A 20,050-nucleotide genomic window follows, 5' to 3' on the forward strand; every position below is an offset into this window, starting at 1 on the left:
CTCATCAATTGATGTTCAGTATATGAGGATACTTCTTACAATTTAAAGTCTTTTTGCTTGAATCACAGGATTGTACTGTCACTCCGTAACCATCCAGTAATCGATAAACGCTGATGTTTAGCTTCTAAGACCTCATGCAGTAAGTCACTTTGAAACAGCGCAATACGATTCGGTTTAGGCTGTAGTACATGCCAAATGTCATTTTTATCTTGCAGATGAAGTTCACCGCCCCAATCGTCTTGCCAATCTTCGTGTAAATAATAGACCGTAGAAATCATGCGGCCATTTTTGCCTTGAGGATTATCACGGTGTAGGGCATAAAACTCGCCAGCGTTATAGCAAGCAAAATGCGCTTCGACGTCTCGAATACCGAGATAAAAGGCACGATTTAGTTCCTGACCCAAACTATAAAGGGCTTGAACATGTTGATTGGAAATAACGAGCTCGGGATTGAGCCATAAAATGTGATCACTACGGATCTTGCTGATGACACCGTTTTGAATAGCGGCTTCACGAAAGCGGTTTAAGTTCGAAGTACATTCTTCAATGAGTTGATGTACATAGTCATTAGAATAGGCGTCATCAATGATGGCAAAACCATGTTGATCTAAATCATCTAGGATTTGATCAACATTCCAAGACTTTGGGAGAAGAACTGCTTCCATTACATTAACCTAAAAAAGACAAAGAAAAGCCACGGTTATTCTAGTGTATGAAAGCAATCTGAACGAAACTATTTTTCATGCTAAAATACTCATTGATTTTAGGAATGATAGAAACATGAATTACCGTCACCACTTCCATGCAGGTAACTTTGCAGATGTCATGAAGCATGTCCTTTTGCTTCAGATTTTGACTCGCCTCAATCAAAAAGATAAACCGTATCGTTATATTGATACGCATGGCGGTGCTGGTAAATATGATTTATCGACTTCAGAAGCACAAAAGTCGGGTGAGTTCTTAAATGGTATTCACCGTTTAGTAAAACTTGATGACTCGATTAAGCGTAATGCGCCTGAAGGTGTTCAGCAGTATTTAAAAATTGTTGAAAAAATGCGTGAAGGTTCAGGTAAGGGCGCTTATCCAGGTTCGCCGTGGTTTGCATTGGAAGGTATGCGCGAAATCGATAAAGCCACCATTTTTGAAATGCAGCGTGATGTATTCCAACAGTTGTATTACAACGTTCGTGACAAACGCGCGGGCTTACATGAGCGCGATGCGTATGAAGGGCTATTTGGCGTTATTCCACCCAAAGAAAAACGCGGTTTGGTGATGATTGATCCACCTTACGAAGTGGAGCGTAAAGATTTCCCTCAATTGGTTGATCTCATAGCGACTGCATATAAAAAATGGCCAACGGGTGTGTTTGCAATTTGGTATCCAATCAAAGACCGTGCCATGATTGATCGTTTTGAAAAGAAAATGATTAAAACCGGTATTCGCCGTCAGTTGATCTGTGAAGTATGTGTTTGGCCAGATGACACTCCAGTGGGCTTAAACGGTTGTGGTCTATTGGTGATTAACCCACCTTGGAAGTTTTCTGAAGATGCAGATGAAGCGCTACAATGGTTATTCCCACATTTGCGTATGAGTGAAAATGGTGGTCATGCTGCTGTTCGTTGGTTAGTTGGCGAATAAAGATAGACTATAAGAGAAAAGGCTACATTAGGATCGACAGAGAATGACAAATATAAATAAACCTGAAAGCGAATCTTCACCCCGCAGTACGCCTACTTTTGATGGGATTACTTTTGAGGTAGAAGAAGAAGAGCACACACAGGAAGGTCAAAAAGTAAAACGTCGAGGTATTTATTTGTGGCCGAACCTGATTACAACGGCAGCGTTGTTGTCAGGCTTTTATTCCATCATTGCCAGTATGAATGGCAACTTCCAGCAAGCGATTTATGCCATTTTCTTGGCAGCGTTGTTGGATGGCTTAGATGGCCGTGTTGCACGAGCCATTGGTGCGCAGAGTGCTTTTGGTGAACAGTATGATTCTTTATCTGATCTATTGGCGTTCGGTGTTGCACCCGCTATTTTGATGTATAGCTGGAGTTTGGATTCGCTCGGTCGCATAGGTTTGGCGTGTTGTTTTGTCTACACTGCCTGTGCTGCGTTCCGTCTAGCTCGTTTTAATGTGCAAATTGGTGTGGTCGATAAGCGTTACTTTATTGGTGTAGCTAGTCCACTTGCTGCCATTATTATTATTTCATTGGTTTGGGTCGGACTCGATTTCCCCGAAATTTTTGATATTCGTGAGCGGGGTATTCAAGCCATCAGTGCAGCAGTGATTGTGTCTGTGGGGCTCCTCATGATTTCGAATATTAAATATTATTCATTTAAAACGGTAGATCGTAAACGAGTACCATTTTTTGTCCTTCCTATCGCGGTCTTTATTTTTGCTGCAATAACTTACAATATTCCTGTCGGTATTTTGGTCATTTCCTTGATTTATGCATTATCTGGCTTTATTACTACGTTTTTAGCACGACGTCAGCACAGCCCATCATGAGTTAATGATATGTAGAAGGAGTATGATATGTGGTTGTTTCAAGATTTTCTCGATCAGTCTAAACAACTTAATCAGGCTCCTTCAGGGTCACTCCCTGCTTATCATCCGCCCAATAAAAAATATAAAATTATTCATCAAGCTTTAACCATTCCCAATCTTCCTGCACCACTGCATTATTTAAATTTTTTGAGCATGATTGGTCAGCCCAATACGCCTATGTTTCGCAATAATAGTGCAATCAGAACTACACCTTTAGATACTGCTACGGTATTGGCCAGCAGTAGCCCACATATGGCTGGGCAACTGAACCGCTATTCAATTTCTGTGGAATGTTCATTTCAAGAAAAAACATTTAAATTTGCCAACAAAGAACAACTCATGGGAGCGTTCCCAAAATTTCAAATTCAAAGAAAAGACACAGAATTGAGTTTTGAGATTGAAATTACAACAACGCCGCTGATTTCACATTTCACCAAATTGCGTTTTGGTCTTGCTGAGCATTGGTCTGTATTGTGTCGATGTCAGGGAGAAGTTAAATATAAAGAACAGTGCTTTGACATTGACCAGTTGGGAGCTTTTGAATACGCGCGCAGTATCGACTTTAGTTATTTACCCTTAGCGTTTTTCACATATCAAGTCATTAATCTAGTAGATCAGCGTCAGTTATTGTTAGAACAAATTCGAGATTCGTTTAATCGAATTGTACAGTCACGTATCTATATACGTGATTTACAAAAACAACAAACCCATATGTTTGATCGGATGGTGCGCTTTCAAGTTCATCGTGTTTATCCTGCTGTGAAAACTCCCAATGGGCAAAAAATGTATTTACCGCGAGAGTTTGAATGGCATTATCAAGATGAGCAGGGACATCACATTCATCTTTACGCTCAAAGTCGTGGTGATTTTAAATTTGGTTTGGCTGCGGGTTATGTAGGTAGCTTTAAATATCAACTCAAAATGGATAATTATGAGGAACAAGGCGAAAGTGGTTATTGTGAATATGTGGATTGTCGTGCATTAAAGTGGCAAGAAAAAAAATCACAAGAAAAAAATCGAAATGAAATTGGAGAAATTGTTCCCTTTTCACTCAAAAAATAAGAAAAAAGCGACATTTTGCCGAATAAGTAAACAGTTGGAGGTTTTTTTATAAATAATTGAGTAAAGGGGGTTGTGTTGGTTTGGAAATACTGTAGAATGCACATCCATCGGTGGTGATATTGATTAAAACTTGTTGAGAAACAAGGATTTAGCCCAAGCGGTAGAATCTGGAAGTCTTGAATAGGTTTAAAAATAATTAACAAAACCAGTTGACTTTCTCTGGAAAGAGAGTAGTATAGCCGACCTAGCTTGCTGATGACGAATCAGCAAGAAGATCATTAAGAGATTATGAAGAACAACTTGTGTGGATTTTTACTGATTGATCGATCGAAAATATTTCATTGATTGAAGGTAAAAATTACTCGAAGTTTATTTGAGAAATATTTGTCAGAAAATTGATGAGCCAAGATTTGTAGCCATAAGCTACTAATGATTTTAACTGAAGAGTTTGATCATGGCTCAGATTGAACGCTGGCGGCAGGCTTAACACATGCAAGTCGAGCGGGGAAGGGTAGCTTGCTACCTGACCTAGCGGCGGACGGGTGAGTAATGCTTAGGAATCTGCCTATTAGTGGGGGACAACATTCCGAAAGGAATGCTAATACCGCATACGCCCTACGGGGGAAAGCAGGGGATCTTCGGACCTTGCGCTAATAGATGAGCCTAAGTCAGATTAGCTAGTTGGTGGGGTAAAGGCCTACCAAGGCGACGATCTGTAGCGGGTCTGAGAGGATGATCCGCCACACTGGGACTGAGACACGGCCCAGACTCCTACGGGAGGCAGCAGTGGGGAATATTGGACAATGGGCGAAAGCCTGATCCAGCCATGCCGCGTGTGTGAAGAAGGCCTTTTGGTTGTAAAGCACTTTAAGCGAGGAGGAGGCTACTTGGATTAATACTCTAGGATAGTGGACGTTACTCGCAGAATAAGCACCGGCTAACTCTGTGCCAGCAGCCGCGGTAATACAGAGGGTGCGAGCGTTAATCGGATTTACTGGGCGTAAAGCGTGCGTAGGCGGCTTTTTAAGTCGGATGTGAAATCCCTGAGCTTAACTTAGGAATTGCATTCGATACTGGGAAGCTAGAGTATGGGAGAGGATGGTAGAATTCCAGGTGTAGCGGTGAAATGCGTAGAGATCTGGAGGAATACCGATGGCGAAGGCAGCCATCTGGCCTAATACTGACGCTGAGGTACGAAAGCATGGGGAGCAAACAGGATTAGATACCCTGGTAGTCCATGCCGTAAACGATGTCTACTAGCCGTTGGGGCCTTTGAGGCTTTAGTGGCGCAGCTAACGCGATAAGTAGACCGCCTGGGGAGTACGGTCGCAAGACTAAAACTCAAATGAATTGACGGGGGCCCGCACAAGCGGTGGAGCATGTGGTTTAATTCGATGCAACGCGAAGAACCTTACCTGGTCTTGACATAGTAAGAACTTTCCAGAGATGGATTGGTGCCTTCGGGAACTTACATACAGGTGCTGCATGGCTGTCGTCAGCTCGTGTCGTGAGATGTTGGGTTAAGTCCCGCAACGAGCGCAACCCTTTTCCTTATTTGCCAGCGGGTTAAGCCGGGAACTTTAAGGATACTGCCAGTGACAAACTGGAGGAAGGCGGGGACGACGTCAAGTCATCATGGCCCTTACGACCAGGGCTACACACGTGCTACAATGGTCGGTACAAAGGGTTGCTACCTAGCGATAGGATGCTAATCTCAAAAAGCCGATCGTAGTCCGGATTGGAGTCTGCAACTCGACTCCATGAAGTCGGAATCGCTAGTAATCGCGGATCAGAATGCCGCGGTGAATACGTTCCCGGGCCTTGTACACACCGCCCGTCACACCATGGGAATTTGTTGCACCAGAAGTAGGTAGTCTAACCGCAAGGAGGACGCTTACCACGGTGTGGCCGATGACTGGGGTGAAGTCGTAACAAGGTAGCCGTAGGGGAACCTGCGGCTGGATCACCTCCTTAACGAAAGATTGACGATTGGTAAGAATCCACAACAAGTTGTTCTTCATGACGATGTATCTGAGGGTCTGTAGCTCAGTTGGTTAGAGCACACGCTTGATAAGCGTGGGGTCACAAGTTCAAGTCTTGTCAGACCCACCAAATCTGACTAACAAGCATTGTTAAATGCTGAATACAGAAAACAGAAACATTGACTTATTGATAAGCTGGGGACTTAGCTTAGTTGGTAGAGCGCCTGCTTTGCACGCAGGAGGTCAGGAGTTCGACTCTCCTAGTCTCCACCATATATTGTTCATCAATATATAAGCTAAGTAGTTAGATTATAGAAATTAGTAAGAAGTAGACATTAGTTTGCATTTTATTAACTTCTGTGATTTATCACAGTTTCCTGACCTGACGAAGGCTGGAAAAATCATTAACAGAATATATTTGAGTTGAAATAATTTGTTCATACTCGTTTTTAAGATTGACATTAACAGTGATTTATTACTGATTGATGAAGATTGAAGAAATGAGTTACTAGCGAAATTAACTGAATCAAGCGTTTTGGTATGTGAATTGAATTGAAGCTGTACAGTGTTTAAGTACACAGAACAACAAACTGTAAGGAAGTGATGAGAAATCATCATAGACTGTCTTAATCCTACTTGTAGGGATTAACGACTGTTTGGGGTTGTATAGTCAAGTAATTAAGTGCATGTGGTGGATGCCTTGGCAGTCAGAGGCGATGAAAGACGTAATAGCCTGCGATAAGCTCCGGGGAGGCGGCAAATATCCTGTGATCCGGAGATTTCTGAATGGGGAAACCCACCTGTCATAAGGCAGGTATCGTATGATGAATACATAGTCATACGAGGCGAACGAGGGGAAGTGAAACATCTCAGTACCCTTAGGAAAAGAAATCAATTGAGATTCCCTCAGTAGCGGCGAGCGAACGGGGAAAAGCCCATTAAGTCATATAAGTTCTAGTGGAATGCTCTGGGAAGTGCAACCATAGTGGGTGATAGTCCTGTACACGAAAGGGCTTATATGATGATGTCGAGTAGGGCGGGGCACGTGAAACCTTGTCTGAATATGGGGGGACCATCCTCCAAGGCTAAATACTCCTGACTGACCGATAGTGAACCAGTACCGTGAGGGAAAGGCGAAAAGAACCCCTGTGAGGGGAGTGAAATAGATCCTGAAACCGCATGCATACAAGCAGTGGGAGCCGACTTGTTCGGTGACTGCGTACCTTTTGTATAATGGGTCAGCGACTTACATTCAGTAGCGAGGTTAACCGAATAGGGGAGCCGTAGAGAAATCGAGTCTTAATAGGGCGTTTAGTTGCTGGGTGTAGACCCGAAACCGGGTGATCTATCCATGAGCAGGTTGAAGGTTGGGTAACACTAACTGGAGGACCGAACCCACTGTCGTTGAAAAGCCAGGGGATGACTTGTGGATAGGGGTGAAAGGCTAATCAAACTCGGTGATAGCTGGTTCTCCCCGAAAGCTATTTAGGTAGCGCCTCGGACGAATACCATTGGGGGTAGAGCACTGTTTCGGCTAGGGGGTCATCCCGACTTACCAAACCGATGCAAACTCCGAATACCAATGAGTACTATCCGGGAGACAGACTGCGGGTGCTAACGTCCGTAGTCAAGAGGAAAACAATCCAGACCGCCAGCTAAGGCCCCAAAATTATAGTTAAGTGGGAAACGATGTGGGAAGGCATAGACAGCTAGGAGGTTGGCTTAGAAGCAGCCACCCTTTAAAGAAAGCGTAATAGCTCACTAGTCGAGTCGGCCTGCGCGGAAGATGTAACGGGGCTAAAACTATATGCCGAAGCTGCGGATTTGCAATTTATTGCAAGTGGTAGGGGAGCGTTCTGTAAGCCGATGAAGGTGTATTGAGAAGTATGCTGGAGGTATCAGAAGTGCGAATGCTGACGTGAGTAACGACAATGCGAGTGAAAAACTCGCACGCTGAAAGACCAAGGGTTCCAGTCCAACGTTAATCGGGGCTGGGTGAGTCGACCCCTAAGGCGAGGCCGAGAGGCGTAGTCGATGGGAAATTGGTTAATATTCCAATACTTCTATGTAATGCGATGAGAGGACGGAGAAGGTTAAGTCAGCCTGGCGTTGGTTGTCCAGGTGGAAGGTTGTAGGCATGTATCTTAGGCAAATCCGGGGTACTCTATGCTGAGAACTGATAGCAAGCTGTACTTGTACAGTGAAGTGGCTGATACCATGCTTCCAGGAAAAGTCTCTAAGCTTCAGTTACATAGGAATCGTACCCGAAACCGACACAGGTGGTCAGGTCGAGTAGACCAAAGCGCTTGAGAGAACTCTGCTGAAGGAACTAGGCAAAATGGTACCGTAACTTCGGGAGAAGGTACGCTGCCGACGGTGATAGGATTTACTCCTTGAGCTATTGGCAGCCACAGAAACCAGGCCCCTGCAACTGTTTATTAAAAACATAGCACTCTGCAAACACGAAAGTGGACGTATAGGGTGTGATGCCTGCCCGGTGCTGGAAGGTTAATTGATGGGGTTAGCGTAAGCGAAGCTCTTGATCGAAGCCCCAGTAAACGGCGGCCGTAACTATAACGGTCCTAAGGTAGCGAAATTCCTTGTCGGGTAAGTTCCGACCTGCACGAATGGCATAATGATGGGGGCGCTGTCTCCAGCAGAGACTCAGTGAAATCGAATTCGCCGTGAAGATGCGGTGTACCCGCGGCTAGACGGAAAGACCCCGTGAACCTTTACTGCAGCTTGACATTGAACTTTGATCTTACTTGTGTAGGATAGGTGGGAGGCTTTGAAACCGAGACGCTAGTTTCGGTGGAGCCAATCTTGAAATACCACCCTGGTAATATTGAGGTTCTAACTCTGCTCCATTATCTGGAGCGAGGACCATGTCTGGTGGGTAGTTTGACTGGGGCGGTCTCCTCCTAAAGAGTAACGGAGGAGTACGAAGGTGCGCTCAGCGTGGTCGGAAATCACGCGTAGAGTATAAAGGCAAAAGCGCGCTTAACTGCGAGACCCACAAGTCGAGCAGGTACGAAAGTAGGTCTTAGTGATCCGGTGGTTCTGTATGGAAGGGCCATCGCTCAACGGATAAAAGGTACTCTGGGGATAACAGGCTGATACCGCCCAAGAGTTCATATCGACGGCGGTGTTTGGCACCTCGATGTCGGCTCATCTCATCCTGGGGCTGAAGCAGGTCCCAAGGGTATGGCTGTTCGCCATTTAAAGAGGTACGCGAGCTGGGTTTAGAACGTCGTGAGACAGTTCGGTCCCTATCTACCGTGGGCGTTGGAAATTTGAGAGGATCTGCTCCTAGTACGAGAGGACCAGAGTGGACGAACCTCTGGTGTACCGGTTGTGACGCCAGTCGCATCGCCGGGTAGCTATGTTCGGAAGGGATAACCGCTGAAAGCATCTAAGCGGGAAGCCTACCTCAAGATAAGATTTCCCTAGGACTTTATGTCCTCTAAAGAGCCGTTGAAGACTACGACGTTGATAGGTTGGATGTGGAAGCATAGTGATATGTGAAGCTGACCAATACTAATTGCTCGTGAGGCTTGACTATACAACACCCAAACAGTTGGTGTTGTGGTTCAAATCACTGCAAACAACTTGATTTAGTTATAAAGCTAGATACATGAGCGAGGAATAAACAAACATTAATTATGTTTGTCCGAGCGCAAGACATAAAGCTATGCTTTATGTTAAAATCAACTCAAGTATACCTGTTAATAACTCATTTGATGAAAGTTAGGCATACACAATGTGTAAATAAGACCCAACGAATAGTCATAAACAGTTGTGCTGGCGACAATAGCAAGAGTGAACCACCTGATCCCTTCCCGAACTCAGAAGTGAAACCTCTTAGCGCTGATGGTAGTGTGGAGTTATCCATGTGAGAGTAAGTCATCGCCAGCTCATTAATTCTAAATCCCCCTAACTTAATAGTTAGGGGGATTTTTTTATGCTGAAATACTAGGGAAGAATAAGAAGACGCGGCTAAAACATAGCCTTTAAAATTTAATAGGGAAAAATAAGAAGAAGTAAACAGATGAAAAGAGCCGAAAATAAGCTATCTATAAGGGTCTAAATGCTAAAAAGCCAGTATTTGCTGGCTTTTATGTCTTATTTACAAGAGATTATAGAGCATCTTTTAAGTTTTCTTGATGTGCTTTAACTTGTTTTGTTGGCATGCTTTCTATAATCTTAATAAATTTATTCTCTAAACAAAAGCAAGAATATGATGGAATTATTTGCCAAGTAAACAATTATTTGAAGAGAATAGCCATTTATGAACCAAAATGGATCAGGAATGACTGACTTATGTATTACAACACATGGTTTATTACGGTTATTAATGTGTTTTAGATCAGTTAAGTTACGCACTAAAATAAGAACTTTACCGCTAATCTAATAAGGTGTGTGTCTTGTAATTAAATCAACGTATGCCGCGAATGATTTATAGTTCACTGCACAGTGTTGATGAAATCGTTTAATTGCACACAGCAAACCTTATTAAAAGAATATGAATCATAAATTTCGCAGCCTACGTATCCAACTGTCGGCGTGCATGCTTTAATGCTGTTCTTAAACCTTCTTCAAGGGTTGGGTGATAAAATGGTTTTTCCAAAATCTCATCGATGGTCAGTTGCTCTGAAATCATCCATGCCAGTAAATGGGCCAAATGTTCAGTAGAGTCTGTGAGTAATTCAGCACCCAGCAACTTTCGGCTGCTTTTATCCACATATACCTCGATGGCCCCATGGTTTTTACCCAGAACTAATGCACGTCCTTGTTTAGAATAAGAGACTTCGCCGATGACAAAATCGATAGGTACACTTTGTAGTTGCTTAAAGTTTTGTCCAACCATTGCCATTTCTGGGCTACTAAACACGATACCTAAAGGCGTTAGGGTTTTACATGATTCTATAGTGGGAAAGTTCAATGCATTTTTGACCGAAACTTTACCTTCGTGTGCGGCTTCATGTTGTAGTGGAGTATCAGTATATGCATCGCCAATGATAAAAATCGGGTAGTCTGCAAGTTGTTTGCTATCAGAATCAACAGGTAAATGTTTTAAGTCTGTGAATGAGGTGTTGATATTTTCGAGTTGAAGAGTATTTAAAAGGCTGCTTCGGCCAGTGGCAACCAGTAAATAATCGACATTGAGTGTTTTAGGTTGACTATTTTCAGTAAAACTAATTTCAACTTGATCATTTGTATAATTAACTTCAGTGGGTAAAACTTCGAATTTGATCTCAAGTTCAGCGCTAATCTCTGTTTGTGCCAACTGTTGCAATTTTGGACTAGTCAGAATCCCGACTTTACGACTACGTGCAAAGACTGTGGTATTGACGCCAAGTCGTTGCATGGCTTGCGCAAGTTCAATCGCGATGACGCCGCTTCCAATAACGGCTAAGGAGTTAGGCAAAGCATCAAGTTCAAAGATTTGATCGGAGGTGATGAGTCGATCACCGAGTTCATTCTTCCATGCTGGGTCAAAGCTAGGTGTGGAGCCTACAGCTAAAATAAAGCTTTTGGCTTGGTAGTGTTGCCCATTAACTTCGACCGTTTTTTCATCGACAAAGCGAGCACGGCCCTGTATTTTATGAGACTCAGGCCAGCTCTCTACGGTTTTAAGGGTACTATGAGTAAAGCGATCACGGAGTTTTTGTACGTGTTGCATTACCTGACTGCGGTCTATTTTTGACTCTACTTGCAATCCGACACGATCCGCATGTTGTATATCGTGCATGCGATTTGCTGTAGAAATCAGGACTTTTGATGGCATACAGCCAACACGTGCACAAGTGGTGTCCCATGGCCCATCATTAATGATTAATAGATTTTGTGTGGACTTCACGGCTTGCTGGTAGGCTGCGATACCCGCAGTTCCAGCCCCAATAATAATCAGATCATACATAAGCAAACGTTTATCTAAGCGAGACATACTCTATAGTTAACATATTCAGGGCTGTAGATGATTATATTTTGTAAAAAACGGCACTAGATGCCGTCTTCACTTTCATTTGACTTATAAGCCAGTGCCAACGCTTACCTCAACGGTAGGATGGACATTCATTGAGCTACATGCTGCCATTAAGGTACAGCAGAGTAAAAGCAGCAACAGTTTATTCATGGAGTAATCCTCGTTGTTTTGCCTGATTGAACAGCAGACTAGAGCGAGCACCACTCTTACAGACCATTAAAATAGGCTTGGGCAATTCATTATAATATTTAGCAAATTCGACCACGTCTGTTTCAGAAATTTTACTGCTGGTAACCGGTTGGTAAATTACGCTGACTTTGGACTGTTCCGCAATATTACGTAGTTGATCAACGCGAACGGTATTACCTTGTTCTTGATCTGGTCGGTTGACAATGACCGACTTAAAACCTTGTTTTATCAACTGTTGAAACTTGTCTTGGGTCATTTCCCCTGAAACGCTGAGCTGCGGGCTGAGTGCTTGACTCAGGTTATTCGTTGCCGCCCACAATGCACTGCTCGTTAAAATCAGAGCAGTGCAGATGACACTTTTAAACAACCGTTTAGTCATCTAACAGGTCCATTTGCTTCGCTAGTTGGTATAAGTTGTTTGAGCGATTGCCTGTACGACAGAACATTAAAACAGGTTTTGGTAGCTCATTGAAATGATTGGCAAAAGTGCGTACATCCATTTCTGTGATTTGCCCTGCAACGACAGGTTGATAGACATAATCGAGCCCTGCAACACGTGCTGCTTCTTCAATTTGAGCGCTGGTCGGTTGTTCTGGGCCACCTTCCATATCTGGGCGGTTATTGATCACAGATTTAAACCCTTTTTCAACCACTTGAACCAAATGTTCTGGGCCAATTTGACCTGTAAAGCCTACATTTTCGCTCATGCTGTCACTCCAAAATTAAACTAATCAAGATATGCTTTATGATAGCATTAAGCTGAAAGTTCAGCCTATGCTGTTGAAATATTTATAAGCGATTACAACCATAAAATAACGCAATGGAGCAGGTATGCACGCCTATACCGTTGAACCGCTATATGTCAAAAGTGGCCAAGAGGTCATTGCTGCGGATTTCTATCGTCCGAAAACCGAAGAAAAACCAGCAGTGATTGTGATGGCCCATGGCTTGGCTGGGCTGCGCCAATTCAAACTGATCCAATTTGCGCAGCGTTTTGCACAAGCGGGTTATGCAGTCGTGTTATTTGACTACCGTTATTGGGGCGGGAGTACGGGGCGCCCAAGAGAGCTGGTGTCGATTAAAAAGCAGCTCGAAGACTGGCGCACCATGATTAACCACCTCAAAGAACGTAAGTCGATCGATAGTCGACGGATCGTGCTGTGGGGGACGGCACTCAGCGGTGGATATGTACTCGATATTGCTGCAGAGTTCAAAAATGTTCAGGCGGTGATGGCGCAAGTGCCTTTTGTCGATGGTGCTGAAAGTGCCAAGCTTTACCCGTTACAGCAACTCCCGAAAGCGTTAAAGCTGTCCAGCCAAGATTATATGGGGGGGAAAGTGGGGATGTCCCCGACCACTTTACCTGTGGTTAATCCACGAGAGTTATGTTTTTTACCGACGCAAGATGCGTATTTGGGTTATCGTTCGATTATTAATCCTGATTATTATTGGAGTGGTGAGATACCTGCCCGATTATTTTTTAATTTAATTCGTTATCGTCCGATTCAAAATGTCAGACAAATTAATATTCCTGTACTTTTCATTGCCGCCAAGCATGATAGTTTAATTCCGATTGAATCCAGTCGTGAAGCAGCTACCAATATTGCCCCTTTTGTTCAATATCATGAATGGGAGATGCAGCATTTTGATATTTATCATGCCAGTTGGTTTGAAAAAGCCATTTCGACCCAATTAGAATTCTTACATCAACATATTGGAGTCAACTAAATGATTATCGTCTGTCCGACCTGTATGGCAAAAAATCGTGTCCCTGAAGAGAAGCTGAATGCTAATCCGAGTTGTGGTCAATGCCACGCAGCGCTTTTACCTGCGGCACCGATTGAATTGAATGAGCAGAATTTTAGCCAGTTCATTAGCCATAGCGATTTGCCTGTATTTATTGATTTATGGGCAGAGTGGTGTGGTCCATGTAAAATGATGGCTCCGCACTTTGCTGAAGTGGCTAAGCAAAATCCGCAGGTTATTTTTGCCAAAATTAATACCGAAGAATCTCCGCGCTTGAGCAGTGCGTTTAACGTACGCAGCATTCCGACCTTAGTTTTAATGAATAAAACCACCGAAATTGCTAGAATAAGCGGTGCGCTTCGTGCGCCACAATTGCAACAATGGTTAGATCAACAGTTGCAAGCCGCCCAGTCATAACGAAAATTGGAGTCAACGTGTCAGAGATTCATGTGAAACCAGAAGGGATGTTGTCTCTTCAGACAATTGCAATGCCAGCCGATACCAACTGGAGTGGAGATGTTTTTGGTGGTTGGATTGTGTCACAAATGGATTTGGCGGGTGCAATTCACGCGGAGCGTTTTAGTAAGGGACGCTGTGCAACGATTTCAATTAATCAGATGACGTTCTTAGTCCCAGTGAAAGTCGGAGATGTCATCAGTTGTTATACCAAACTGTTAAAAGTGGGCAATACGTCTATTCAGATGGAAATTGAAGTGTGGGATAGTCATGACAGTTCACGTCCACCTGTACGTGTGACTGAAGGTGTATTTACCTTTGTTGCGGTTGATGTCAAAGGCAATAAGCGTCAGATTCCAGCGGATGTTAAAGAAAAGTTTCTTGCGAGCCAATCCAACTAAGATTTGAGTCGGTCTGCTAAAAAAGCCAGTGTAATCACTGGCTTTTTTATTGCTATTCCATACAGTCCAGTGGATTAAAACATGGTATTGCGATTGGCGGATTCCGCGGGAATGCTTTGTATTACATCCCAATGTTCTACAATTTTGCCTTGTTCAACGCGGAAAATATCGACAACGGCCTCACCACGATCTTGTGCATTTTGAGTGGAATGTACATGGAGCACCACCAAATCACCTTCGACTACGACACGTTTGATGGTGTTTTTTGCATCTGGATGTTCTTTAAAGTACTGGGTGAAGTAGTTTACAAAAGGTGCTTTGCCGTCTGCCACATAGGGATTATGTTGAATGTATTGTGTACCAATATAGCGGTCAGAATAGGTTTGAACCTGATGTTTGCTAAAAACCCCTTCATAGAAGTCCACTACAATTTTTTTATTTTGTTCGGTCAGGGCAGGGGTCGAATAGTCATTCGGCGTTGTTGAAACCAATGTATTGGCGGGATTGTGCTGTTGGCAGGCCACCAGCCCTAAAGAAAATAAGGCAGTCGCTAAAATTAGTCTTTTTTTCATCAAGTCAGCTCAAATATTCATGTTATGTAGCATGATTTTGAGCTGAGTCGAAGTAAAGATATAGTAAATTTTAGTCGCAGCTTTAGCGTAATGTTGTAAATTTTATACTTACTAAACAGTAAGTTATATTTACATTTTTACTTTTTTAATGATGCTTTGTCGAGCCATGCCCATAACATTTCACATTGAACAGGTGCTTCACCCGATTCATCCATCACTGTCACAGAAACTAAAGTTTCACCTCTGGCGGTGGTTTGCATCAACTGCTGCTGTTCTGGTGTTAAGGTGGCTGTCGCTGTCATGGTACCTTTACTTGGACGTTTAAAGTCAACGTGCATGCTTTTAATCAGAACGATGCAATGATCAGGCACATTCATCCCTGTTACAAAACCTGTTGCCGTTTCAGCAATTAAGGCCATGGCACAGGCATGCAGCTGACCAATATGGTTTTGCATGGCACGGTGATTTTCGATTTTGACTACGACTTCGCTGTGACTGACTTGCAAATAACGAATATTGGCACTGCCGACCATGGGAACTATGCGACCAAAAGCTTGACTCCATAATCGCGTACACAACGCTTTCGGCAAGCGTGACGTGGTTTTTACAAGTTTTGATAAGCGATTGGCCTTTGGCATAGTTACCTCAAATGATCAAACAAGAGTATTAGTCTTTAAAGTTATTGAACTGTAAAGGCAGACCAAATTGTTGTTCTTTTAAAAAGGTCATTACTTGCTGTAATGTATCGCGCTTTTTATCAGTCACACGAATTTTGTCGCCTTGAATTGAAGATTGCACTTTAATGCCGCTTTCTTTAATGGCCTTGTTAATTTTTTTTGCGGTATCTGAGTCAAGTCCGTCTTTTAATTTCACCACTTGAAGTACATTTTTACCTGAAGCAGTCATTTTTTGTGGATCAAGCGCTTGAATATCGACTTTACGCTTAAAGAAATGGTTCTCTAACATGGTATAAACTTGTTCACACTGGAAATCACTTTCAGTTGAGATTTTGATTTCTTTGTTTTTTTCATTGAGTTCAATTGAAACGTCCTGACCACGGAAGTCGAAACGGGTTGCGATTTCCTTTTGGGTGTTCTGAACGGCATGATTTACTTCAAAAATTTCTAATTCTGAAACAATATCAAAAGATGGCATGGATTAAACCTTTACAAATGGAAAGAATATCTGAGATGCTAGGGATGTTTTCTTCATTTGCCAAGTGTTGTTTACATCAAAGGAGTGCGCAATGATCCGTAAACAAGAAATTACAACATTTGAGTTCCCAGAGGATGCGATCATCTGGGATGTACGCGATTCAAGTGCTTATGCTGAAGCACACGTGAAAGGGGCGATTAATCAGCCAATCACAGAACTTTCAGCACAGAGCCTTACTCAAGTGTCGACGGATCAACCGATTTACATTTTATGTGGTGGCGGTAGTAAAGCGCCACGTGCTGCAGAGTTACTCGAAGGTTTTGACAGTGCGCGTGAGTATGTGATTTTAATGGGTGGTACCCGTGCTGCTCGTGATGCTGGTTTAGCCTTAGAACAAAGTAATTAAGCAGAAGCAAAAAAAGCGCCGTCAGGCGCTTTTTTAATGTCTTAGAAATTTACATTTCTCTATTTATAGCTCTATATGCTGTACTTGAGTCATAAGCAGAACTAAGACTGCGCTTTAAAATAAGGCTTTTTGGCTTTGAGCTTTCTATGGAATCGGGTCGGACTGAGCTTTTGTAGCAGTGACTCAGGAACGGGGCAGGCCTCTTTCAGTATCTGCGCCGCTAAAATTTCACTACATAAAGGTGCAAACAAAAAGCCTTTAGAGCCCAAGCCCGCAAAGCTATAAATTTCAGTCTGTTCAGACATTTTTCCAAGGACTGGAAAATAGTCCAAACTTTGCGCACGAACGGATGCACGGCCTTGCCAAGTCCTCACATCAGGAAGCGATTGTGCATAATCTGGAAAGACACTGTGGATAAGCTCGTAGTTATGCACATGGTCTTCAAGCAAAACATCGTTGTCATCCCGATTGGGATAGAAGGATGCACCTAAAATGAACTGTTGAGCATCAAGCTGCATACAGTAGCCGCCATAGCTATAGGCTTGATCGAGGGCCAAAGGTTGTGCAGTATTCTCCACCCAACTGACTTGTCCGCGAATGGGCTTCAGCACAGGGTACTGCTCAAAGAAAGCAGCCGTGTGGCGTGCACAACAGACAATCACGTGATCAAACTGACCGAGAGATTGGGTTTGCTCATTGAAAAGTTCATTGTGCTCTGGATGGATTTGAGTAATGTTGGCTTGTACGAACTGAATGAGCGGATGCGCTAAGATTTGATCTTTGAGTTGATGTGGTGAGACAGCGCCAGCTTCAGTTAGATTCAGACTTGGATATTCAGTAATTAACGCAGAATCAGCAGCGGTTTCGGCTGTCATAAGACCTGCAGGATATTGTTGTTCGAGATCGAGTAAGTCTTCGGCTTTTTTCAGCGCCAGTTGATGTACTTGAATGGGGCGAAAAGCCTGAAACTTGGGATAGTGCTGTAAAGCATGTTGCCAAGCTAAAGTCATTAAATGTTCATGACTTTGTTCAATCGGACAAAGTTTTGGGTTGAGTAAGGCGAGCGGATTGCCTGAACCTCCTGCAAGTGGCTCAGATTGGTCGTAGAGCGTGACTTGGTGTCCGCGCTCAGCAAAGGCCCATGCGCTAGTTAAACCTGCAATCCCTGCGCCAATGATAGCAATTTGGCGTTGCTTAAAAGCGTGTAGTACTTGATCAGGTTGATTTTGATTCAAAATTGATTTGGTATCGACAGCGTTTGATATGTTTTTAGGCTCAGCAGCTAACCAGATGGCTTTGAGCATTTCGCGTTTATGCCTATAGCCGCGCGGACGTGAAATAGAAATACCATGCTGTGTTAAACCACGTTTGAGCACGCCTGCGACACTAAACGAAGAAAATGTCGTTCCAATACCAGATAAGCGAACGATGTGATTCAGCACTTGCTCTTCCCATATGTCTGGGTTACAGGCAGGCGCGAAACCATCGAGGAACCATGCGTTAACGCTATTGGTTTTTGCCATACTGGGGAAAACATCGTGGGCATCGCCTAACCAAAGGTCAAGGCTAAAACGTTCCTCAGGGAAGTTCAGGCGATGACAACCCGCAATTGGGTGCGGGTACTGTGCGATCAGTTGATCGGCGATCGGTTTGAGGTCAGGCCAGACATTGAGTGCACGTATCAGATCCGTTTTAGACAGCGGAAATTTTTCAACTGAAATGGCATGAAGGTGGCTGTGGTTATTTGGGCGAACCTGTTGCCAAAGTTGCCAAAGCGCCAAGATGTTGAGCCCTGTGCCAAAGCCTGTTTCACCAACACTAAAATATTCAAAGGGCTGAAGATTGGACAGACGCTCAGGTAAATCATTGCCATTTAAAAACACATGGCGAGTTTCGAGTAGACCATTGTCTTTGGAAAAATAGACATCGCCAAATTGTTTTGAGACTGGCACATCTATGCCATCAATCTGTTGCCACTCTAAATCGGCAGTTTGAATTGCACGCGACACAACCACAGCACCCTATTGTTTTCAATAGGGCTTAGCTTACCACTGACGACGACGTTTGGTATAAACGTAACTGGCAATTAAGAAACCTAGTAATACACCAACAGCGATGGTCGCTGCGCCGTAGAGGAACATTTGCGCACTGCGTTCGCTTTGTAAGACTTGCACTTGTACACCGAGGCTGTCATTTTTGAGTTGTAGCTCTTGGTTTTGCGCTAAAGCATCAAGATTAGCTTTTTCCAATTGTGCAAGACGTGAAGCTTGGTCTTTGACCAGTGCTTTGACTTTTGCATCTTGCAATGCTTTGTTCTTAGCAAGTTGTTCAGCGGTGAGTGGTTTGGCTTCTTGCGGTTGACCTGTTGGGCTAACTGTGGCCACTGCAGGAATGATTTTCGGTTGAGTCGTACTGCCTTGCACCAGAACAGGTGCGGCAGTCGTTGCTGGTACAGCAGAGGCTACACTCGGGACAGGAGCGGTTTCAACGGCCCACGCCATAGAAGAAAGAAGAGATAAGCCCAATAAGCTTGTGACAACAACGCGCATGACCTTATCCTTGAGGGAATGCTTTATTAAATGGTTTAACATCAATCTGACGATAAACCCCTGCTTTTAAGAATGGCTCTTCCTGTAACCAGACATCGAGTGCTTCACGTGAGTCAAAATCAACAATGATCGTACTACCGTAAAAGCCTGCTTGCGGATTACTTGGATCTTTCGGCATCGCTCCTGCAACAATTAAACGACCTTCATCATTGAGCTTTTGTAAACGAGCAAGATGTTCTGGACGTGTAGCAAGACGTTTTTCGACTGTACCTTCTTGATCGGTACATGTGACGACGAATAGCGGCATATGAGTTCTCGATGTATATTCTGGCTAAATTACTCTTCAGAAGATTTAAAGTATTTACGCAATACAATAAACTGAATAATGATAAAGGAAAACATCACGATCATGTCACCAAAAGCCGTGAATTCTCCCCAATATTTTCCGTCCATAAATAAAAATGCGAAAAATACGTGTAAAAAAGACATGAGGGCAAACATAGCAGCCCATGCAAAGTTTAAATTTATCCAACCCGAGTCGGATAAATTGAAGATTGGGCCGAACAAGCGTTTGATCAGCGGTTTGCGTTCTTTGCCAAAATAAGGAGAAAGTAAGAAAGCGCCTGAGAAAATAATATTCAGTAAGGCCGCTTTGAGTTTGATGTAAAAGTCATCCGACAGCATTAAGGTGACACCGCCGAAAATAACCGTCATAAACAACACAATCCACTGTTGTTTGTCTAAACGGAACTTTTGCATGAAGAACAGTGCGCCGTAAACTACTAGCATCGAAATAATCAAACCTGTGGTCGCTACAAGAATATTATTATTATCGACACCCCCAGCAGAACCAATCAATTGGAGCAATGGGTGATCAGTATTTTTAGGATCTACAGTTTTATATAAATAAAAGAAAATTATCAGCGGCACAAAGTCTAAAAGTGCTTTCATGTTAGAGTATCTAAATCTGTTCAAATAAATAGCTAGTATAAGTG

The 20,050-nt window shown here is 43.3% G+C and carries 18 protein-coding genes, 2 tRNA genes and 3 rRNA genes; 12 read left to right on the forward strand and 11 right to left on the reverse strand.

Annotation, left to right across the window (positions count from 1 at the left end; translation table 11 throughout):
• Positions 1–62: 62 nt before the first annotated feature.
• Positions 63–665 (reverse strand): 2OG-Fe(II) oxygenase, encoded by a 603-nt coding sequence (locus AC5EUN_RS01580; RefSeq protein ID WP_131230631.1) that lies wholly within the window; start codon positions 663–665, stop codon positions 63–65.
• 115 nt (positions 666–780) lie between these two features.
• On the opposite strand from AC5EUN_RS01580, the gene AC5EUN_RS01585 reads away from it, so the two are divergent.
• The 8 genes from AC5EUN_RS01585 (at position 781) to rrf (ending at position 9,510) form a co-directional block, all read left to right on the forward strand.
• Positions 781–1,638 carry a 23S rRNA (adenine(2030)-N(6))-methyltransferase RlmJ gene (locus tag AC5EUN_RS01585; RefSeq protein ID WP_004691214.1) on the forward strand — a complete coding sequence of 286 codons (858 nt, stop codon included), beginning with the start codon at positions 781–783 and terminating at the stop codon, positions 1,636–1,638.
• 43 nt (positions 1,639–1,681) lie between these two features.
• Positions 1,682–2,512, forward strand: coding sequence for a CDP-diacylglycerol--serine O-phosphatidyltransferase (gene pssA / locus AC5EUN_RS01590; protein WP_004977822.1), 831 nt, complete (start codon positions 1,682–1,684; stop codon positions 2,510–2,512).
• 27 nt (positions 2,513–2,539) lie between these two features.
• Entirely contained in the window at positions 2,540–3,613 is a 1,074-nt protein-coding gene (locus AC5EUN_RS01595) for a DUF6670 family protein (RefSeq protein WP_131230629.1), read from the forward strand.
• 436 nt (positions 3,614–4,049) lie between these two features.
• A 16S ribosomal RNA gene (locus AC5EUN_RS01600) occupies positions 4,050–5,587 on the forward strand.
• 61 nt (positions 5,588–5,648) lie between these two features.
• Positions 5,649–5,725 (forward strand) — tRNA-Ile (locus AC5EUN_RS01605).
• Between the two features lie 67 nt (positions 5,726–5,792).
• A tRNA-Ala gene (locus AC5EUN_RS01610) sits at positions 5,793–5,868 on the forward strand.
• Between the two features lie 395 nt (positions 5,869–6,263).
• Positions 6,264–9,157, forward strand: a 23S ribosomal RNA gene (locus tag AC5EUN_RS01615).
• Positions 9,158–9,395: 238 nt separating this feature from the next.
• A 5S ribosomal RNA gene (gene rrf, locus AC5EUN_RS01620) occupies positions 9,396–9,510 on the forward strand.
• Together the 16S, 23S and 5S rRNA genes with 2 tRNA genes alongside form the textbook arrangement of a ribosomal RNA operon.
• A gap of 628 nt (positions 9,511–10,138) precedes the next feature.
• Here the strand turns inward: rrf and AC5EUN_RS01625 are convergent.
• The 3 genes from AC5EUN_RS01625 to AC5EUN_RS01635 form a co-directional block, all read right to left on the reverse strand.
• Positions 10,139–11,515 carry a dihydrolipoyl dehydrogenase gene (locus tag AC5EUN_RS01625; RefSeq protein ID WP_171503115.1) on the reverse strand — a complete coding sequence of 459 codons (1,377 nt, stop codon included), beginning with the start codon at positions 11,513–11,515 and terminating at the stop codon, positions 10,139–10,141.
• A gap of 208 nt (positions 11,516–11,723) precedes the next feature.
• Positions 11,724–12,149: a protein tyrosine phosphatase family protein gene (locus AC5EUN_RS01630; protein ID WP_062031268.1), complete on the reverse strand. Its 426-nt coding sequence runs from the start codon at positions 12,147–12,149 to the stop codon at positions 11,724–11,726.
• Positions 12,142–12,477: a protein tyrosine phosphatase family protein gene (locus AC5EUN_RS01635; RefSeq protein WP_131230625.1), complete on the reverse strand. Its 336-nt coding sequence runs from the start codon at positions 12,475–12,477 to the stop codon at positions 12,142–12,144. Before AC5EUN_RS01635 ends, AC5EUN_RS01630 begins: the two co-directional genes overlap by 8 nt.
• A gap of 124 nt (positions 12,478–12,601) precedes the next feature.
• Here AC5EUN_RS01635 and AC5EUN_RS01640 point away from each other — a divergent pair, with 124 nt between their 5' ends.
• Genes AC5EUN_RS01640 through AC5EUN_RS01650 form a run of 3 tightly spaced genes read left to right on the forward strand, consistent with a single transcriptional unit; the run spans position 12,602 to position 14,373 of the window.
• Positions 12,602–13,498 carry an alpha/beta hydrolase gene (locus AC5EUN_RS01640; RefSeq protein ID WP_010327559.1) on the forward strand — a complete coding sequence of 299 codons (897 nt, stop codon included), beginning with the start codon at positions 12,602–12,604 and terminating at the stop codon, positions 13,496–13,498.
• Positions 13,499–13,933 (forward strand): thioredoxin TrxC, encoded by a 435-nt coding sequence (gene trxC / locus AC5EUN_RS01645; RefSeq protein ID WP_131230623.1) that lies wholly within the window; start codon positions 13,499–13,501, stop codon positions 13,931–13,933.
• Between the two features lie 17 nt (positions 13,934–13,950).
• Positions 13,951–14,373 (forward strand): acyl-CoA thioesterase, encoded by a 423-nt coding sequence (locus AC5EUN_RS01650; RefSeq protein WP_004697616.1) that lies wholly within the window; start codon positions 13,951–13,953, stop codon positions 14,371–14,373.
• 74 nt (positions 14,374–14,447) lie between these two features.
• On the opposite strand, the gene AC5EUN_RS01655 is transcribed toward AC5EUN_RS01650, so the two are convergent.
• The 3 genes from AC5EUN_RS01655 to AC5EUN_RS01665 all read right to left on the reverse strand — a co-directional run bounded on the left by AC5EUN_RS01655 (position 14,448) and on the right by AC5EUN_RS01665 (position 16,100).
• Positions 14,448–14,945, reverse strand: a complete 498-nt coding sequence (locus tag AC5EUN_RS01655; RefSeq protein WP_159151797.1) for a nuclear transport factor 2 family protein — start codon at positions 14,943–14,945, stop codon at positions 14,448–14,450.
• 137 nt (positions 14,946–15,082) lie between these two features.
• Positions 15,083–15,583, reverse strand: coding sequence for a DUF4442 domain-containing protein (locus tag AC5EUN_RS01660; protein ID WP_131230619.1), 501 nt, complete (start codon positions 15,581–15,583; stop codon positions 15,083–15,085).
• Between the two features lie 28 nt (positions 15,584–15,611).
• Entirely contained in the window at positions 15,612–16,100 is a 489-nt protein-coding gene (locus tag AC5EUN_RS01665; RefSeq protein WP_004697619.1) for a YajQ family cyclic di-GMP-binding protein, read from the reverse strand.
• Between the two features lie 91 nt (positions 16,101–16,191).
• Between AC5EUN_RS01665 and AC5EUN_RS01670 the strand changes: the two genes are divergently transcribed.
• Positions 16,192–16,506: a rhodanese-like domain-containing protein gene (locus AC5EUN_RS01670; protein WP_004983438.1), complete on the forward strand. Its 315-nt coding sequence runs from the start codon at positions 16,192–16,194 to the stop codon at positions 16,504–16,506.
• A gap of 101 nt (positions 16,507–16,607) precedes the next feature.
• Here AC5EUN_RS01670 and mnmC read toward each other — a convergent pair whose 3' ends face one another.
• Genes mnmC through AC5EUN_RS01690 form a run of 4 tightly spaced genes read right to left on the reverse strand, consistent with a single transcriptional unit; the run spans position 16,608 to position 20,006 of the window.
• Entirely contained in the window at positions 16,608–18,521 is a 1,914-nt protein-coding gene (gene mnmC, locus AC5EUN_RS01675) for a bifunctional tRNA (5-methylaminomethyl-2-thiouridine)(34)-methyltransferase MnmC2/FAD-dependent 5-carboxymethylaminomethyl-2-thiouridine(34) oxidoreductase MnmC1 (protein ID WP_394854089.1), read from the reverse strand.
• A gap of 30 nt (positions 18,522–18,551) precedes the next feature.
• Positions 18,552–19,055 carry an SH3 domain-containing protein gene (locus AC5EUN_RS01680; protein WP_131230615.1) on the reverse strand — a complete coding sequence of 168 codons (504 nt, stop codon included), beginning with the start codon at positions 19,053–19,055 and terminating at the stop codon, positions 18,552–18,554.
• A 4-nt stretch (positions 19,056–19,059) separates the two neighbouring features.
• Positions 19,060–19,362: a YciI family protein gene (locus tag AC5EUN_RS01685; protein WP_004697623.1), complete on the reverse strand. Its 303-nt coding sequence runs from the start codon at positions 19,360–19,362 to the stop codon at positions 19,060–19,062.
• Between the two features lie 29 nt (positions 19,363–19,391).
• Positions 19,392–20,006, reverse strand: coding sequence for a septation protein IspZ (locus AC5EUN_RS01690; RefSeq protein WP_078390224.1), 615 nt, complete (start codon positions 20,004–20,006; stop codon positions 19,392–19,394).
• Between the last annotated feature and the right edge of the window lie 44 nt (positions 20,007–20,050).

This window comes from Acinetobacter sp. CAU_H_S170_2 (genome assembly GCF_058890445.1).

Excerpts from the sequence above, each read along its gene's own strand:
- AC5EUN_RS01580 (WP_131230631.1), bottom strand. The coding sequence starts at position 665 with ATGGAAGCAGTTCTTCTCCCAAAGTCTTGGAATGTTGATCAAATCCTA.
- AC5EUN_RS01585 (WP_004691214.1), top strand. The coding sequence starts at position 781 with ATGAATTACCGTCACCACTTCCATGCAGGTAACTTTGCAGATGTCATG.
- pssA (WP_004977822.1), top strand. The coding sequence starts at position 1,682 with ATGACAAATATAAATAAACCTGAAAGCGAATCTTCACCCCGCAGTACG.
- AC5EUN_RS01595 (WP_131230629.1), top strand. The coding sequence starts at position 2,540 with ATGTGGTTGTTTCAAGATTTTCTCGATCAGTCTAAACAACTTAATCAG.
- AC5EUN_RS01625 (WP_171503115.1), bottom strand. The coding sequence starts at position 11,515 with ATGTATGATCTGATTATTATTGGGGCTGGAACTGCGGGTATCGCAGCC.
- AC5EUN_RS01630 (WP_062031268.1), bottom strand. The coding sequence starts at position 12,149 with ATGACTAAACGGTTGTTTAAAAGTGTCATCTGCACTGCTCTGATTTTA.
- AC5EUN_RS01635 (WP_131230625.1), bottom strand. The coding sequence starts at position 12,477 with ATGAGCGAAAATGTAGGCTTTACAGGTCAAATTGGCCCAGAACATTTG.
- AC5EUN_RS01640 (WP_010327559.1), top strand. The coding sequence starts at position 12,602 with ATGCACGCCTATACCGTTGAACCGCTATATGTCAAAAGTGGCCAAGAG.
- trxC (WP_131230623.1), top strand. The coding sequence starts at position 13,499 with ATGATTATCGTCTGTCCGACCTGTATGGCAAAAAATCGTGTCCCTGAA.
- AC5EUN_RS01655 (WP_159151797.1), bottom strand. The coding sequence starts at position 14,945 with ATGAAAAAAAGACTAATTTTAGCGACTGCCTTATTTTCTTTAGGGCTG.
- AC5EUN_RS01660 (WP_131230619.1), bottom strand. The coding sequence starts at position 15,583 with ATGCCAAAGGCCAATCGCTTATCAAAACTTGTAAAAACCACGTCACGC.
- AC5EUN_RS01665 (WP_004697619.1), bottom strand. The coding sequence starts at position 16,100 with ATGCCATCTTTTGATATTGTTTCAGAATTAGAAATTTTTGAAGTAAAT.
- AC5EUN_RS01670 (WP_004983438.1), top strand. The coding sequence starts at position 16,192 with ATGATCCGTAAACAAGAAATTACAACATTTGAGTTCCCAGAGGATGCG.
- AC5EUN_RS01680 (WP_131230615.1), bottom strand. The coding sequence starts at position 19,055 with ATGCGCGTTGTTGTCACAAGCTTATTGGGCTTATCTCTTCTTTCTTCT.
- AC5EUN_RS01685 (WP_004697623.1), bottom strand. The coding sequence starts at position 19,362 with ATGCCGCTATTCGTCGTCACATGTACCGATCAAGAAGGTACAGTCGAA.
- AC5EUN_RS01690 (WP_078390224.1), bottom strand. The coding sequence starts at position 20,006 with ATGAAAGCACTTTTAGACTTTGTGCCGCTGATAATTTTCTTTTATTTA.